Annotated in this window: 15 protein-coding genes; 9 read left to right on the top strand and 6 right to left on the bottom strand. The window is 69.6% G+C overall.

Translation table 11 applies throughout. The annotated features are described in order from the left end of the window. Positions 1-25 precede the first annotated feature (25 nt). On the top strand, positions 26-1,588 hold the full coding sequence (locus tag ITJ57_RS17270) for a PucR family transcriptional regulator (protein ID WP_194671232.1): 1,563 nt from the start codon (positions 26-28) through the stop codon (positions 1,586-1,588). A 306-nt stretch (positions 1,589-1,894) separates the two neighbouring features. Here ITJ57_RS17270 and ITJ57_RS17265 read toward each other — a convergent pair whose 3' ends face one another. The 3 genes from ITJ57_RS17265 to ITJ57_RS17255 all read right to left on the bottom strand — a co-directional run bounded on the left by ITJ57_RS17265 (position 1,895) and on the right by ITJ57_RS17255 (position 6,377). After that, positions 1,895-3,274: an NAD-dependent succinate-semialdehyde dehydrogenase gene (locus ITJ57_RS17265; RefSeq protein ID WP_194671231.1), complete on the bottom strand. Its 1,380-nt coding sequence runs from the start codon at positions 3,272-3,274 to the stop codon at positions 1,895-1,897. Between the two features lie 145 nt (positions 3,275-3,419). Continuing rightward, entirely contained in the window at positions 3,420-4,853 is a 1,434-nt protein-coding gene (locus ITJ57_RS17260; RefSeq protein WP_194671230.1) for an FAD-binding oxidoreductase, read from the bottom strand. Positions 4,854-4,907: 54 nt separating this feature from the next. Continuing rightward, positions 4,908-6,377, bottom strand: coding sequence for an APC family permease (locus tag ITJ57_RS17255; RefSeq protein ID WP_194671229.1), 1,470 nt, complete (start codon positions 6,375-6,377; stop codon positions 4,908-4,910). A gap of 242 nt (positions 6,378-6,619) precedes the next feature. On the opposite strand from ITJ57_RS17255, the gene ITJ57_RS17250 reads away from it, so the two are divergent. From ITJ57_RS17250 to ITJ57_RS17220, 7 genes are all read left to right on the top strand, one after another. Continuing rightward, on the top strand, positions 6,620-8,077 hold the full coding sequence (locus ITJ57_RS17250; RefSeq protein WP_056013552.1) for an aldehyde dehydrogenase: 1,458 nt from the start codon (positions 6,620-6,622) through the stop codon (positions 8,075-8,077). Positions 8,078-8,266: 189 nt separating this feature from the next. Then, positions 8,267-8,719 (top strand): Lrp/AsnC family transcriptional regulator, encoded by a 453-nt coding sequence (locus ITJ57_RS17245; RefSeq protein ID WP_194671228.1) that lies wholly within the window; start codon positions 8,267-8,269, stop codon positions 8,717-8,719. Between the two features lie 53 nt (positions 8,720-8,772). Then, positions 8,773-9,123: a cupin domain-containing protein gene (locus ITJ57_RS17240; protein ID WP_194671227.1), complete on the top strand. Its 351-nt coding sequence runs from the start codon at positions 8,773-8,775 to the stop codon at positions 9,121-9,123. A 192-nt stretch (positions 9,124-9,315) separates the two neighbouring features. Then, the gene (locus ITJ57_RS17235; protein ID WP_194671226.1) at positions 9,316-10,590 is read left to right on the top strand and encodes a GNAT family N-acetyltransferase; all 1,275 of its coding nucleotides are present in this window, start codon (positions 9,316-9,318) and stop codon (positions 10,588-10,590) included. Between the two features lie 52 nt (positions 10,591-10,642). Next, positions 10,643-11,188: a CPBP family intramembrane glutamic endopeptidase gene (locus tag ITJ57_RS17230; RefSeq protein WP_194671225.1), complete on the top strand. Its 546-nt coding sequence runs from the start codon at positions 10,643-10,645 to the stop codon at positions 11,186-11,188. A gap of 173 nt (positions 11,189-11,361) precedes the next feature. Next, the gene (locus ITJ57_RS17225) at positions 11,362-12,039 is read left to right on the top strand and encodes a hypothetical protein (RefSeq protein WP_194671224.1); all 678 of its coding nucleotides are present in this window, start codon (positions 11,362-11,364) and stop codon (positions 12,037-12,039) included. Positions 12,040-12,066: 27 nt separating this feature from the next. Then, positions 12,067-12,819: an SDR family oxidoreductase gene (locus ITJ57_RS17220; protein ID WP_194671223.1), complete on the top strand. Its 753-nt coding sequence runs from the start codon at positions 12,067-12,069 to the stop codon at positions 12,817-12,819. 3 nt (positions 12,820-12,822) lie between these two features. On the opposite strand, the gene ITJ57_RS17215 is transcribed toward ITJ57_RS17220, so the two are convergent. Further along, entirely contained in the window at positions 12,823-13,323 is a 501-nt protein-coding gene (locus ITJ57_RS17215; protein WP_194671222.1) for a hypothetical protein, read from the bottom strand. A gap of 61 nt (positions 13,324-13,384) precedes the next feature. After that, positions 13,385-14,161 carry a type I methionyl aminopeptidase gene (map, locus tag ITJ57_RS17210; protein ID WP_194671221.1) on the bottom strand — a complete coding sequence of 259 codons (777 nt, stop codon included), beginning with the start codon at positions 14,159-14,161 and terminating at the stop codon, positions 13,385-13,387. Between the two features lie 111 nt (positions 14,162-14,272). Between map and ITJ57_RS17205 the strand changes: the two genes are divergently transcribed. After that, complete coding sequence (locus ITJ57_RS17205; RefSeq protein WP_194671220.1) at positions 14,273-14,554, top strand: helix-turn-helix domain-containing protein; 282 nt, start codon at positions 14,273-14,275, stop codon at positions 14,552-14,554. A gap of 307 nt (positions 14,555-14,861) precedes the next feature. On the opposite strand, the gene ITJ57_RS17200 is transcribed toward ITJ57_RS17205, so the two are convergent. After that, entirely contained in the window at positions 14,862-15,287 is a 426-nt protein-coding gene (locus tag ITJ57_RS17200) for a hypothetical protein (protein ID WP_194671219.1), read from the bottom strand. Positions 15,288-15,291 lie beyond the last annotated feature (4 nt).

Genomic DNA, 15,291 nt, shown 5'->3' with positions numbered 1-15,291 from the left:
TCGGATCCGGTGATAGGTTCGGCTCATGTCCACGCAACCCGTGATCGGCGGCGAGGCCGGTCGCGTCCACACCGGCGTCACGCTGCGCACCCTCATGGCTCAGCCCGTGTTCAAGCTCACGCTGCTCGTCGAGGGCGACGCGGCCGACCTCGACCGTGAGATCGCCTGGGTCCACAACTCCGACCTCGGCGACCCGACGCCGTGGCTCGAGGCCGAGCAACTCCTGCTCACCGACGGCGCCCAGTTCGCCGGGTCGATGAGCGAGGAGCTGGCCGACCGCCGCACCGACGAGTACGTCCGACGCCTGGTGGCGCGAGGGGTCGTCGCGCTCGGATTCGCGACGGGGATCATCCACGCCGACGTGCCGCAGCGCCTCATCGACGCCTGCATCCGGCACCGGTTCACGCTGCTCGAGGTGGGCGAGCGGACGCCGTTCATCGGGATCATCCGCTTCGTCGCCGATGCGGTCGCGGCCGCTCGGGTCGCATCGTTGGAGTGGTCGCTCGCCGCCCAGCGTGCGGTCGCGCGGGCGGCGCTCCGGCCCGACGGACTCACCGCGATCCTGGAGGAACTCGGGCAGCAGCTCGACTGCTGGGTCGCCCTCTACGATGCGCTCGGCAACCGGGTGGTGACGAAGACGCGCGAGCCAGTGCCCGAGGGCGTCGAGGCCGCGGTGGCGGACGTGCTCCGACGCGGGTCGCGCGCGGGCCTGCACCTCGGTGAGGGGGCGGACGGCGCGACCCTGCTCACGCTGGGCCGACGCGGCGAGCTGCGGGGCATCCTCGCCGTCGGCTCGCGCGTACCGCTCGACAACGCCGAGCACGACCTCGTGTCGAGCGTCATCGGCCTGGCGAGCATCGCCCTGGAACAGCACAGTGCCCTCGACCTCGCCCGCCGTCAGCTGCGCTCCGGCCTGCTCGAGCTGCTGCTCTCCGGCGACCATGCCGTCGCCGAGCGCACGGCCGCGCGGCTCTGGGGACCGCTCCCGCCCGATCCGATCCGTGTCGCCGTGGTCGACATCCCGCCGGGGGAGCTCGGGTTCCTCTCCGAACTCGACGTCCAGGCCGCCGCCCACGGGGGCAAGCTGTTCTTCGCCGAGCAGGACGCACGCATCGTCATCGTGTCGAGTGATGCGGACACCGGCCTGTGGAGCGGGGTCGTCGGCAGACACGGGCTGACCGGTGGAGTCTCGGCGGTGACCACGTGGGCGGCGGTGAGCGACGGACTCGCCGAGGCGACGCGCGCTCGGGCCTCTGCCGGCGAGACGCCGCGGCTCGTGCGGTACGAGGCGCTCGCGGACCAGGGGCTGCTCGGGCTGCTGAGCGTCTCGGGCGGGTCGGTGCTCGCGAACCGGTTGCTCGAACCGCTCGGGCAGCTGGGCGAGGACGCGCGCGCGACGCACCTCGAGACGGCCCGCGTGTGGTTGGAGGCGAACTGTGTGACCGACCAGGCCGCCGGCCGCCTGGGTGTCCACCGGCAGACGCTGCGTGCGCGCATCGCGACGCTCGAGCGGCTGCTCGACCTCGACCTCTCGCGCTTCGCCGACCGCGCCGAGCTGTGGAGCGCGCTCCTACTCACCGAGCGCTGACGCTGCCCTTCGACAGGCTCAGTGACCGGAGGTGGCTGGGTCTTGAGACCGGCCGCGGGACCCTGGTGCGCTGCCCAATCGGTCCCTGAGCTTGTCGAAGGGCAGTGCCGAGGACGGGCCGCACTTCGACAGGCTCAGTGACCGGAGGTGGTCGGGTGTCGGGACCGGCCGCCGGTCCCTGGGGCGCTACCCCTCGGTCCCTGAGCTTGTCGAAGGGGGGGCCGCACTTCGACAGGCTCAGTGACCGGGTTGGGGGTCTCAGTGACCGGGTTGGGGGTCTCAGTGACCGGGGCGCTCAGTGACCGACTACGCGATGCGGATGAGCTTCTTGTTGACGAACTCGTCCATCGCGGGCTTGCCCATCTCGCGGCCGGTGCCGGAGCGCTTCACACCACCGAAGGGGAGCTCTGCGGCGTCACCGAGGACGAGGTTGATCCACACCATGCCGGCGTCGATCCCGTCCGCGACGCGCAGTGCCTGCTCCTGGTCGGTCGTGTAGACGTACGAGCCGAGACCGAACGGGGTGTCGTTCGCGAGGCGTACGGCCTCCTCCTCCGACGCGACGCGGTAGAGCGCGGCGACGGGGCCGAAGAACTCCTCGTGGAACGCGTCCATCTCAGGCGTCACGTCGGTGAGGACCGCGGGCGGGAAGAAGTTCCCGTCCGGCTCGCCCGAGGCCAGGATCGTCGCGCCCTGCGACTTCGCGCGCCCCAGCTGCTCGCTGAGGCGTTCGGTCGCGGCGGACGACGAGAGCGGGCCGAGCTGCGTGTTCTCCGCCATCGGGTCGGCCGGTGCGTTGCCGGTGAACACGGTGGTGAACTTCGCGGCGAAGTCGTCGAACAGGTCGTCGATGATGATGAACCGCTTGGCGGCGTTGCAGGACTGTCCGTTGTTGTCGATGCGCGCGTTCACGGCGTCCTGGACGGCGGCGTCGAGGTCGTCGGTCGACAGCAGGATGAACGGGTCGGAGCCGCCGAGTTCCAGCACGACCTTCTTCAGGTGCTTGCCGGCCAGCTCGGCGACGGCGGAACCGGCACGCTCTGAGCCGGTGACGGAGACGCCCTGGACGCGCGGGTCGGCGATGACGGTCGCGATCTGCTCGTTCGTGGCGAAGATGTTCACGTACACGGAGTCGTGGGCGCCGAGTTCGGCTTCGGCGTCGTCGAAGATCTGCGCGATCGCGAGCGCGGACTCGGGGCACTGCGGGGCGTGCTTGAGGAGGATGGTGTTGCCGTTGACGACGTTCGGGCCGACGAAGCGGGCGACCTGGTAGTAGGGGAAGTTCCACGGCATGATGCCCAGCAGCACGCCCAGCGGGGCGCGGCGGATGAACGCGGAACCGGTGCCGTCGGAGAGTTCGATGGGTTCGTCGGCGGAGAAGGCTTCACCGTTGTCGGCGTAGTACTGGTAGATCGCGGCGGCGAAGTCGACCTCGCCGAGCGCCTGCTCGTAGGTCTTCCCCATCTCGCGGACGGCGATCTCGGCCAGCTGCTCGCGGCGTTCGGTGTGGAGGGCGGCGACGCGGGCGATGAGCGCAGCACGTTCGGCGACGGGAGCCTTGCGTGACCACTCCTCGTGAGCGGCGGATGCGGCGGTGATCGCCTGCTGCAGCTCCTCGTCCGTGATCGTCGGGTAGTCGCGGAGGGTTTCTCCGGTCGCGGGGTTGACGACGGCGTAGTCGCTCACTGGTGTGCTCCTTTGTCTGAGGTGCTGCTGGTGCTGGCACGGTGCCCGGCTCGGGTCGACGCCGTCGGGGCGGGTCGGACTCGAATGCGGAGCACCACCTGCACCGTATCGAACCAGGCCCTGCCTGTCAGGAGTTGAAGCCGCTTCAGGAGTCGAAGCCCAGACCCACAGCGTCCATCGTGCGCAGCCACAGGCCACGCTTGCCGCCGTTCCGGTCGGCGCGGGCCATCTCCGAGAGCGAGATGCGAGCACCGATGAAGGCGAGCGGGTCGGGAGGGAACGGCGTCGGCTTCTTGGTGACGAAGTCCATGGTCGTGCGCTCCGTGGGGGTGCCGCTGAGGAGGTCGAGCATGACGTTGGCGCCGTACCGGGTCGCGCCGACGCCGAGGCCGGTGAAGCCGGCGGCGTGCGCCACCTTGCCGCCGTGCGCGGTCTCGAAGAAGGAGAAGAACCGACCGCAGGTGTCGATCGCGCCGCCCCACTTGTGGGAGAACCCGAGGTCGGCGAGCTGCGGGTAGGTGTGCGCGAAGTGCGCGGCGAGCTTGAGGAAGGACTCCTCGCGCTGGTCGAACCGCGGCTCGACCCGTCCGCCGTAGTTGTAGACCGCGTCGTAGCCGCCGTAGAGGATCCGGGTCGACCCGTTCGCGTCGGTCGTGAGGCGCGAGTAGTGGAAGCGGTTGTCGAGGTCCGAGATGCCCTGCCGGCCCGACCAGCCCAGGGCGTCGAGCTGCTCGGGGGAGAGCGGGTTCGTCATGAGCGCGTAGTCGTAGACCGGCACCGTGTACTTGCGGGCACTCGGGATGAGCGCCTTGAACACGTTGGTGCCGAGGGCGACGCGCTTCGCGACGACCGAGCCGTGCGTGGTCGTGAGGGCGACGGACGTCGCATCGGAGGCGATGGAGCGGACATGCGTGTACTCGTGGATCTCCACCCCGAGCTCGAGACAGACCCGGCGCAGCTCCCAGGCCAGCTTCGCCGGGTTGACGAGCGCGGCGCCCGTCGGCTCGAACAGGCCTGCCTGGAAGATCGGCGAGTGGACCTCCGCCTGCATCGCCTCGCGGTCGAGGAAGCGGGCGCCGTGCTCCTCGGCGCTCTCCCGCAGCCACTCGACGTGGTGCGGTGCGGTCGCCGCCTGCAGCAGCCCCGTCTCCTCCCAGTCGCAGTCCATGCCATACCGGGCGATCGTCTCGCCGATCTCGCGCAGGTTCTCGCGCCCCAGCTCCTCCAGGCGGTCGAACTCGTGCGGCAGGCGGCTCTTGCCGTTCGAGGACCCGTGGGTGAGGCTCGGCTCGCAGAACCCGCCGTTGCGCCCCGACGCCGCCCACGCGATCCGCCGCCCCTCGAGGAGCACGACCCTGCGGTCCGGGTCGCGCTCCTTCGCGAGGAGCGCCGTCCACAGCCCCGAGTACCCGCCACCGACGATCGCCAGGTCCGTCTCGATGTCGGCTTCCAATCGGGGGAGCGGGGCCGGCCGGGTCGGGTCGTCGAGCCAGTACGGCTCCGGGTCGGCCGCTGCCAGCTGTTCCCGCAGGCGTGCGGTGTCGGCGAGCTCTTCGGCCAGTTCGTAGGTGGTTCTCATGGTGTGGTGTCCCTTGTGGTGCTCGGTGCGTGGTGCTGCGGGGCAGGTGGTGCGCTACTCGGTGCGTGCCTGGTCGGTCCGTTCAGACGAGACCTTCGGATCGCCGGTTCCGCTCGCCGCGGCTGCCGCGTCGCGCTTGGTGCTCCGCTGGACGAACAGCCAGATGACGACGCCGAGGGCGAGGAGGCCGAGCGCGATGCCGAGTTCGAGGAAGCCGCCGTAGCCGGTGGTGGAGAAGCCGGTGGCGCCGACGATGAGGATGATCGCGAGGAGCACCGAGAGCACGACCGACAGCGGCACGAAGAAGCGCGGCAGGCGGATGGGGCGGACGGCGTCGGGACGGTCCTTCCGCAGCAGGAAGAAGCCGGAGACGGCGAAGAAGTGCGTGAGGATGTAGCCGAGGTTGCCGGTCACGATGATCGCCAGCGGGTTCTGCAGCACCACCAGGATGACGACGTTCATCACGAGCATCACGTTGAGCGAGCGGAACGGCACGCCGCGACGGTTCAGCACACCGAGCGACGGGACGGTGACCCGCTCCTTGCCCATGTTGAACAGCACGCGGGAGGCATCGGCCACCGAGGTGGTCATGATGAGCAGCAGCGAGGCGATGAGGCAGAGCACCATGACGTCCGCGGCGCCACCGACGAGGGAGGCGAAGCTGGCGACGAAGAAGGTGGCCGGGTTCTCGGCGATCGCCGCTTCACCCGCGTAGCCACCGAGCGTCAGCGGGATGACGAAGAAGACACCGAGGCAGAAGAGGACGGACGCCTTGATCGCCTTCGTCGTGTCCTTCACCGAGTCGCGGTACTCCGGGGCGAAGGTCGCGCAGACCTCGATGCCGAAGGTGGTCCAGGCCATGATGTACAGCCAGACGATCGCGGTGTGGAGACCCTCGATGCCCTCGAGCTTCCAGGTGAGGTCGAGCGGCGCCCAGTCGGCGCTGAACAGCGGGAACACGATGAACACGAACAGTGGGATGAGCAGGATGCCGGCCGTGATGTAGACGAACGCCATGGTGACGCGGACGCCGATGACGTTGATGAGGTACATGACGCCGATGACGCCCAGGCCGATGAGGATGGGGAAGGTGATGGAGATCGGGCCGAGCTGGATCACCCAGTCCTCGTTCGGGAACCACTGCGCCTGGATGAGCGCACCGGTCACCGCGCCGTAGGTGGCGAGGTTCGTGCCCCAGGGGAGCCAGTAGCCGACGCCGGTGATCGGTGCGACCCAGGGTGCGCGCGACTTCCAGGCTTCGGCCGCGTAGTGCGCGATGCCGCCGGAGGAGTTGGGGAACATGGTCGCGAGCTCGGTGTAGATCCAGTTGACGCCCATGGCGAGGATCATGGAGATCGCCCAGAGCACGGCGGCCCCCCAGCCGCCGAGGCCGGTGATGGAGGCGCCGAGGGTCGCGATGAGGGCGGCGGGCATGGTCATCGCCATGGCGAAACCGTCGAACCAGCGCATCCGTTTCGGCAGGTGCGTGGTCTCGTCGGTGCTGGTGACGTGTTCGGTGGACATGGGCTCTTCTCGATTCGTGGGGGACGAGACGTCGCTGTCTCGCTACTGATGCACTCAATGTGCCGAAAGATTGTCGCTACGACAAGATCGGGTCGTTTCAGTTGTTGTAATCGTAACTTTGACGAAACAATACTGCTTGTTCGAGGAATCGCAAGGTCCTAGGCTGATCCCACATTCTCCCGACGACATCCGCACGACGCTGTTCGGCGTCGTCGGCCAGCCACGACACCAGGAGGTCCGGAATGACCACGTTGCCGACACCCACTCGCACCCAGCTCTTCATCGCCGGCGAGTTCACCGACGGAACCAGCTCGGAGCGCACGGAGGTGATCAGCCCCGTCACCGGTGACGTCGTCGCGTCGATCCCCGTCGCCGGCACCGCCGAACTGGACGAGGCGGTGCGCCGGGCGCACGAGGCGCAGCGGGAGTGGCGGAAGCTCGGCGTGTTCAAGCGTGCCGAGATCTGCCACCGGGTCGGCGACGCGATCAACGCCCGCGTCGAGGAGCTCGCCCGCCTGCAGACGCTGGAGCAGGGCAAGCCGCTCGCCGAGTCCATCGCCGACATCGCCGAGGCCGCCCAGCTGTTCCACCTCCACGCCGAGGACGCCCTCCGGCTCTACGGCGAGACGCTGCCGTCGAGCGACATCGACAAGCGCATGTTCACCTGGCGCGCACCGGTCGGTGTCTGGGGCATCATCACGCCCTGGAACTTCCCGCTCCTCATGTTCAGCGAGTTCGTCGCCCCGGGCCTCGCCACCGGCAACGCCTGCATCGTCAAGCCGCCGAGCAACACGCCGCTCGCCGTGCTCGCCGCGATGGACTGCCTCGTGGAGGCCGGTGTGCCCGCCGGGCTCGTGAGCGTCCTCCCCGGTGACGGCGCGTTCGGTTCCGAGCTCGTCTCCCACGACGGCATCGACGCGATCGGCTTCATCGGCTCGTCGGCGACCGGCGCGAAGATCGTCCGCACCGCCGGCCTCAAGCGTTCGCTCATGGAGTGTTCGGGCAACGGTCCGATCGTCGTCCTCGAGGACGCGAACATCGAGCGCGCCGCGAAGGCCGCCGTCGACTCCGCCTTCTACAGCGGCGGCCAGGTGTGCTGCGCGACCGAGCGGCTCATCGTGCACCAGAACGTCCACGACGTCTTCGTCGAGGCGGCCCTCGCCTACGCCACCGCGAACGTCCGACTCGGCAACCCCTTCGACGAGGGGATCAACCTCGGCCCGCTCAACAACGAGGGTGTCGCCGCGAAGATGGACCGCCACCTCGACGAGGCGCGCTCGCTCGGCTTCGACATCCTGCTCGGCGGCGGTCGTGCCGCCGGCCACCCGACGGACCTCTACTACGACTTCACGATCGTCGACGGCGTCTCCGAGGACAGCCTGCTCTCGCGTGAGGAGTCGTTCGGCCCGGTGCTCCCGATCCTCACGGCCAAGGACGACGACGACATCCTGCGCATCGCCAACGCCGACGCGCTCGGCCTGCAGTCCGCGGTGTTCACCGACAGCCTCTCGAAGGCGTACCGGTTCATGGAGGAGCTCGAGACCGGCCAGGTGATCGTGAACGACTCCAACGGCTGGTGGGACATCAACATGCCGTTCGGTGGTGCGGGCGGCAAGGGCACCGGTTGGGGTCGCATCGGCGGCATGTACACGCTGCACGACATGACCGACCTCCGCACCGGCGCGATCCACATCCGCTGACCGGGCCCGCCGGTCGACGCGGCCTCCCTCGGCTGCGTCGATCGGCGTCACCCCGGTCGACCGCCCGCGTTCGGGTCGGTCGGTCGACCGGGGTTCGCGGCTCGGGTGGGGCGGACACCGCACCCGGGCCGTCAGGTTCCCCTCGCTACGCTTGACCGATGACCGTCCGCCAGCTGCCGGAGGAGCCCCATGAACGACCTTGACGACATCGATCGTCGGCTGATCGCGATCCTGCAGCAGGACGGACGGAAGGCGTTCTCCGAGATCGCCACCGAGACCGGGTTGCCGGCATCGTCTGTCCGCTACCGGATCCAGCGGCTCGAGGACACGGGCATCCTGCAGATCGTCGGTATCGCGAACCCGCTGTCGATCGGCTTCGACCACCTCGCGCTCATCGGCATCCGCTGCGAACCCGGCATGGCGCGTGGCGTGTGCCAGGAACTGTCGAAGCACGTGGAGACGAGTTACGTGGTGCTCACGAGCGGCGGCTTCGACGTGATGGTCGAAGCCGTGTGCCGCGACATGGACCACTACAAGACGTTCCTTCTCGACACCCTGCAGCCGACGCCGGGCGTCCGCTCCACGGAGACGTTCTTCGTGCTCGAGGCGCACAAGCTCGCCTACGGTTGGGGCGTCGGGTAGGGAGTCGGGCTGCTCCCCGTCCCTCTGTCTCCGTCCAGCTCTGAAAGGCCCTCATGACCGACCACCTGCTCGCCCCGAACACCGTGCTCCAGGGCGCCGAGGTGGCGCTCGCCGACAATCCGCTCGCGCCGGAGGACGTCGTCTCGGGCTCGCCGCGGAGCGGGATCGCGTCGCTCGCGGCCGTCGGTGGCGCCGAGGTGGGCGTCTGGGAGCTCGGCGTCGGCGTGGTGCAGGACACGGAGGTCGACGAGGTGTTCGTGGTGCTCTCCGGTGAGGCGACCGTCGACTTCGCGGACGGGACCCCGTCGCTGGAGCTCCGCGCCGGTTCCATCGTCCGCCTCGCCGCTGGCACCCGCACCACCTGGACGGTCCGCGAGACCCTCCGCAAGGTCTACGTCGCCTGAGCCGACCCCGCCCGGTCCCTGAGCCCCGCCACCCCGGTCCCTGAGCCCCTCCACCCCGGTCCCTGAGCTTGTCGAAGGGCCCCACCCGATTCCTCATGCCGATCTCTGAGCCCCGCCATCCCGGTCCCTGAGCCCCGCCACCCCGGTCCCTGAGCCTGTCGAAGGGCGGACCCCTCCCCATAGGCTGGTCGCATGAACCTGCGCACCGTCGAGCTCGACCACACGGACCACGCTGCCCTCGACCTGTGGTGGGGCGCGGCCTCCCGTGGCTTCCTCTCGAAGCCCGAAACCGACGTCGCGGTGCGCGCCGAGCGTCGTGGGCTCCTCGTCGGCAGCTCCATCATCGGCGTCTACGACGACACCGCGGCCGAACCGCTGGTCCCCGTCGCCACGCTCGGGTCCTTCCCGACCGCGCTCTCCATCCCCGACGGCACCGTCCGTGCGCTGGCGATCACGGAGGTCACCGTCTCCACGTCCCACGAGCGCCGCGGTATCGCCCGGTCGCTCATGGAGAACCGCCTCCACCACGCGCAGGCGACGGGTGCCGCGGTCGTCGCACTCACGGCGAGCGAGGCCACCATCTACGGTCGCTACGGTTTCGCGCCGGCGACGTGGGAGTTCACGCACGAGGTCGACCCGAAGCGCGTCGCGTGGCGGAGCGCACCGCCCACCGGCCGCGTCCACACCCTTGACCCGCGCTCGCTCGCGATCGTCGCCCCCGAGCTCTTCGAACGCTCGCGTGGCGCCGGCGACATCGACCGCGGCGTCGCCTGGTGGAAGCAGGCCCTGCGCGAGGTGACCATCCGGCACTTCAGCCATGGCGAGGGCGACACGCTCGCGCTCCGCTATGACGATGCCGACGGCGAACCGCAGGGCTATGCGCTGTACCGCGTGGGCGAGGAGTGGGGGACGATCGTCGTCGACGACCTCGTCGCCACCACGCCTGAAGCCCGCTACGCGCTGTGGCGGCACCTCACGGGGATCAGTCTCACGACGAAGGTCACCTTCCAGCAGTCGCCGGCCGACGAGGCAATGCCGTGGCGACTGGTCGACCGTCGGGCCGTCAAGACCACGGCGCGAGCCGATTCCCTGTGGCTCCGCATCGTGGACGTGCCAACCGTCCTCGGCGCTCGTCGCTTCACCGTGCCCGGACCGTCGACGCCGCGCGAGCACGTGCTCGACGTCGTCGACCCGCTCGACCTCACGGGCGGGCGCTTCGTCCTCCGCATCGACGAGCGCGGGGCTGCGGTCGTCGAGCGCCTCGGCGACGTCCCGGAATCGGGCGGCGACACTGACACCGACTCGGTACGACTCACGATCAACGAACTCTCGGCCGTCCTCCTCGGTGGCCCGCGGGTGTCGGCGCTCGCCGAAGCTGGACTCATCACCGGCTCGCCGGAGGCCGTGCGCGCACTGGATCTCGCGTTCGCGACCGAGCAGGCGCCCTTCCTGCGGACGCACTTCTAGGAGATCCGGGCGATCACCTGTGTTCCTGGTGATCGTTCGTTAGGGTCGAACCATGGTCGAGTTCGTGGTCTTCTGCATCCCGGCCGTCATCTACCTGATCGTGCAGTCGCGCCGAGCGGGAAGCTCCTTCGCCATGGCGCGACAGCGGCTCGGTGTCGTGTGGGGCGCTCCCTCCGGGTACGCGTGGGCTGCGGTCCTGCTGGTGCCGCTGCTGGTCGCGGGCTGGTTGGCGATCGTGGCGATCCCGGCGGAGGTGCTCGACACGCCAGGGGTGTCCGTCGCCCGGCTCACCTCGGTCGCGGTGGGCGTGGGTGTGGTCCTCCGCGCGGTGGGCGAGGAGGTGCTGTTCCGCGGCCTGCTGGGCGGTGTCTTCATGAGACGGCTCGGGTTCTGGTGGGGCAACCTGCTCCAGGCGACGCTGTTCATCCTGCCGCACCTCCTGCTGCTGGCGGTCGACCTCCGCACCTGGCCGGTCATCCCCGTGCAGTTCGCTGCCGGCTGGTTGCTGGGCTGGCTCCGCCACAAGACCGGCAGCTTCGTCCCGGGTGCCATCGTCCACGCCGTCGCGAACGTGGCGGCCGGGTTGATCGCGGGATAGCGCCGGCGGTGCTCTGGTCCGTCGACCTCGAGCCTGCTCCACAGGCCGCCCGAGGTTCGGTGCGATCGGGTGACCGACGGGTGTCGGCAGCCCGGATCGACCACCGTCACTACCGTCGCCTGCAGCATCACGACGGGCTTCGTCGAGGTGCGGAGCCGGCGACAGGAGCACGCGTGGACATGACCCCCGACGAGACGACGAGCGACATCCCGGGCGGACCGCCGATAGCGGGCGGACGGGCCCGGCTCGGGCGCCGTCCGGTCATCGCGATCGTCGTGGCCGTGGTGGTGCAGCTCGGAGTGATGGTGTTCCTCTTCGTCTCCTGTGCCGGATGGGTGGGAACGGTCCGGCAGTTGCCGACCGCAGCCCCGCCCACCTCAGGCACACCGGGCCTGCAGGTCGATCCGCGGGAGCCCCGATTCGATGACCAGCTCCCCACAAGGGACGCGGTGTTTCAGGCAGCCGGCATGGCCCTGGGGCGTGTCGCCCAGCTCGCGACCGGTGGTCTGCCGCTTGCGTTCTCGCCCGAGGCGTCGGAGGCGCCCTGCACGAGCCTGTCGCCCTCCGGACGTCCGACGAAGCTCGCGCGCATGAGTGCCGTACTCGAGCTGCCGGCCGGCACGAGTCGTGCCGTGTTCCAGGACATCGTCCACACCTATGCCCCGCCGCTCGCCCTCTCGGACAGCTCCGACGAGTTCAGGGCGGAGCTGCGCGAACCGCCGTCGGGGCAGATGCGGTTGTCGACACAGGTGCAGGACGACGCCATCATCGTCGAGCGCGAGGCGGGGGAGGGCGGGGACCGACTGCGGATCACGGTCGAGAACGGCTGTTTCCTCCCGCCGATAGAGTGACATCCGTCGAATACAGGGGAGAGTCGGATGAAGATCGTCGTCGCCGGGGGCAACGGGATGGTCGGGCGGCACGTCGTAGCCGTGGCCGAGGAGCGCGGACATCGGGTGGTCAGCCTGTCTCGTGCGACGGGCGTCGATCTCGTGTCCGGGGCAGGGCTCGCCCAGCAGCTGGAAGCGGCTGACGTCGTCATCGACGTGACGTCGACGGCCACCCAGTCCGCAGCGAAGTCCCGCGAGTTCTTCGGTGGGGTCACCCGCACTCTGCTCGACGCCGAGGGTGCGGTCGGTGTGCCGCATCACGTGGCGCTGTCGATCGTCGGGAGCGATCGCGCTCCGTTCGGTTACTACGCCGGCAAGGCCGTGCAGGAGGAGCTGGTGAGCACGGGGCGGATCCCGTGGACGATCCTCCGGGCGACGCAGTTCCACGAGTTCGCGCAACAGATGGTCGAGCGGTTCCGGTTCGGGCCGGTCACGATGGTGCCGACGATGACGTCGCAGCCGGTCGCCGCGCGCGAAGTCGCCGGTCGCCTGGTGGAGCTGGCGGAGGGGGAGCCTCAGGGTCGTCCGGCCGACCTCGCCGGCCCGGAAGAGCTCCGCATGTCCGCGATGGTCAAGGCGTACACGGCAGCACAGGGCGTGCGCGGCCCGGTCGTCGAGATCCCGTTGCCGGGCGGCTTCGGCAAGGCGATGCGCGACGGCACGACCCTCGCCGGACCCGACGCCCAGCGCGGCGTGCAGACCTTCGCCCAGTGGGTCGACGGGCTTCGCCAGGCTCGGTGATCGTCAGCTCGCGTGTGCGGCCCGCACATCCTGCATGAGTCGGGGCGTGCGCCACTCGCCGATCCGCTGGAACCAAACGGACGGCGGGTAGGCGAGGCGGACGACGAAGTAGTTCAGGTACTCGATGACGCCCAGCAGCCAGACGAACGGGATGCCGATCGCCGCGAAGGGGTGGGCGGGGAACCAGACGACGATGCCGACGAGCCCTGCCAGCAGGAGGACGGCGTCGAGCACGCGGAACCCGCGATAGACGGAGGCCAACCCGCGAGGCATCGTGCCCTGCTTGACCCACCGCCGGGCGAGCAGCCAGTAGACGCCGGCCTGCACGAGGATCACCAACAGGGGGACGAGCGCCGACCAGAACGCGAGCGCATCGCTCGGGCGTTCGAGCAACGGCAGTACCGAGACGAATGCGACGCCGATGAACACGACGGCAGCGAACAGCTCCCCGAAGCCGAGGCTCAGGTACCGGCCCCGGAGGACTGTGCGGCGATCGTCGGTCATTCCACCAGCCTAAACACGGTCCGCCGGGCCGGTCGAGCGCGCTCGGCAGACCTTGAGGTGCTCAGAACGTGACGGTCGGCAGCGTCATGATCTCGGCGCCGTCCTCGGTGATCGCGATGGTGTGCTCGCTGTGGGCGGTGCGGCTGCCGGTGACGCTGCGGAGCGTCCAGCCGTCGGCGTCGGTGACGAGCTTGTCGGTGTCGACCATCACCCACGGCTCGATCGCGAGGAGCAGACCGGGGCGCAGCTTGTAGCCGCGGCCGGCGCGACCGTCGTTCGAGACGTGCGGGTCCTGGTGCATGGTCGTGCCGATGCCGTGTCCGCCGAAGTCCATGTTGATCGGGTAACCGGCGCCGCTCAGCACGGTGCCGATCGCGAAGGAGATGTCGCCGATCTTCGCACCCGGCTTGGCGGCGGCGATGCCGGCGGCGAGGGCGCGCTCGGTGGTCTCGATGAGCGAGAGGTCCTCCGGCTTCGCGGTGCCGACGACGAAGCTGATCGCGGAGTCCGCGGCGATGCCGTCGAGGAGGACGGCGAGGTCGAGGGTGAGGAGGTCACCGTCGGCGAGCGCGTAGTCGCGGGGGAGGCCGTGCAGGACGGCGTCGTTCACGGCGGTGCAGATGTAGTGGCCGAAGGGTCCGCGCCCGAAGGATGGTGCGTAGTCGACGTAGCAGGAGACAGCGCCGGCCTCGAGGATCATCGCCTTCGCCCAGCGGTCGATCTCAAGGAGGTTCGTACCGATCGTGACGCGGTGCTTCAGCGTGTGGAGGATGTTCGCGACGAGTTCGCCGGTGCGACGGGCCTTCGCGACCTCGGTGGGGGTGAAGATCTCGATCATGCGGGGCCCTTCCATCGGTGTGCTGCGTGTGCGGTGCGGCGGTGTTCGTGCCACTCACGGCACCCGACCAATAACTATACCGGTCAAACTATCCCGTACTACACTGGGCGCATGGTCCGCCTCCCGCTCACCCCCACCGACGTCGAACGCGGTCAGCGCCTCGGTGCGCTTCTGCGTGAGGCCCGTGGCGAGCGGTCGATGCTCGACATCGCGCTCGACGCCGGGCTCTCGCCGGAGACGCTGCGGAAGATCGAGTCCGGTCGCGTCGCGACGCCGGCCTTCTCGACGATCGCCGCGATCGCCGAGGTGCTCGACCTCTCCCTCGACGAGGTCTGGGCGACGATCAGTCCAACCCCCGCCGGCGACCGTCTGCGCGAGCGTCTCGTCTCCTAGCGTCGCCCGCTTGTCGAGGGTCGCTCTGCTCGAACGCGACGGTGCCCGACCAACTCGCCCCGTCGGTCCCTGAGCTTGTCGAAGGGCCCACCTCTGGGCCCGGCTGCATCCGACCACCCCGCCCCCTCGGTCCCTGAGCTTGTCGAAGGGCCCACCTCTGGGCCCGGCTCCATCCGACCACGCCGCCCCCTCGGTCCCTGAGCTTGTCGAAGGGCGCCCCGTGTGAACGAAGCGTGCCCGACCAACTCGCCCCGTCGGTCCCTGAGCTTGTCGAAGGGCGCCCCGCGATTACCGCCCGCCGCCCCCGCTACTGCGTGTCGCTCGTCGTCGGTTCGACCGGGTGGGTGAAGACGTTCTCGCTGATCTTCGTCCACCCTTCATCGGGGTCGAGCTGCGTGTCGACGACGGCATCGGAGAGCACCGTGTAACTGTTGACGCTGTCGCTCATGGTCACTTGGTCGCCGTCGCCGCAGGCGCGGAACGGCTCGGTCGCGGCGAACACGATGATGCAGATGCGGGGTTGCCCCTGCTCGGTCGCCGACGCCAGGAAGATCTCCGTGTCGCCCTGCACCGCGACGAGCCGCGTCGAATCGACGTCGATCACGAGTGGATCGTCGCTTCCGCCGCCGGGCGTGCTCGCCGGGAGTCGGTCCTGATCGGTCTGGTCGCGTTCCAGGTCCGCGTAGCTCTGACCCGAGGCCGCGCACGCGCTGAGCCCGACGGCCAAGGTCACCGCT

The organism is Plantibacter sp. VKM Ac-2880, from assembly GCF_015351235.1.
GTDB lineage: Bacteria > Actinomycetota > Actinomycetes > Actinomycetales > Microbacteriaceae > Plantibacter.
Note: the sequence above shows the minus strand (reverse complement) of the source record. Positions and strands in the feature narration are given on the sequence as shown.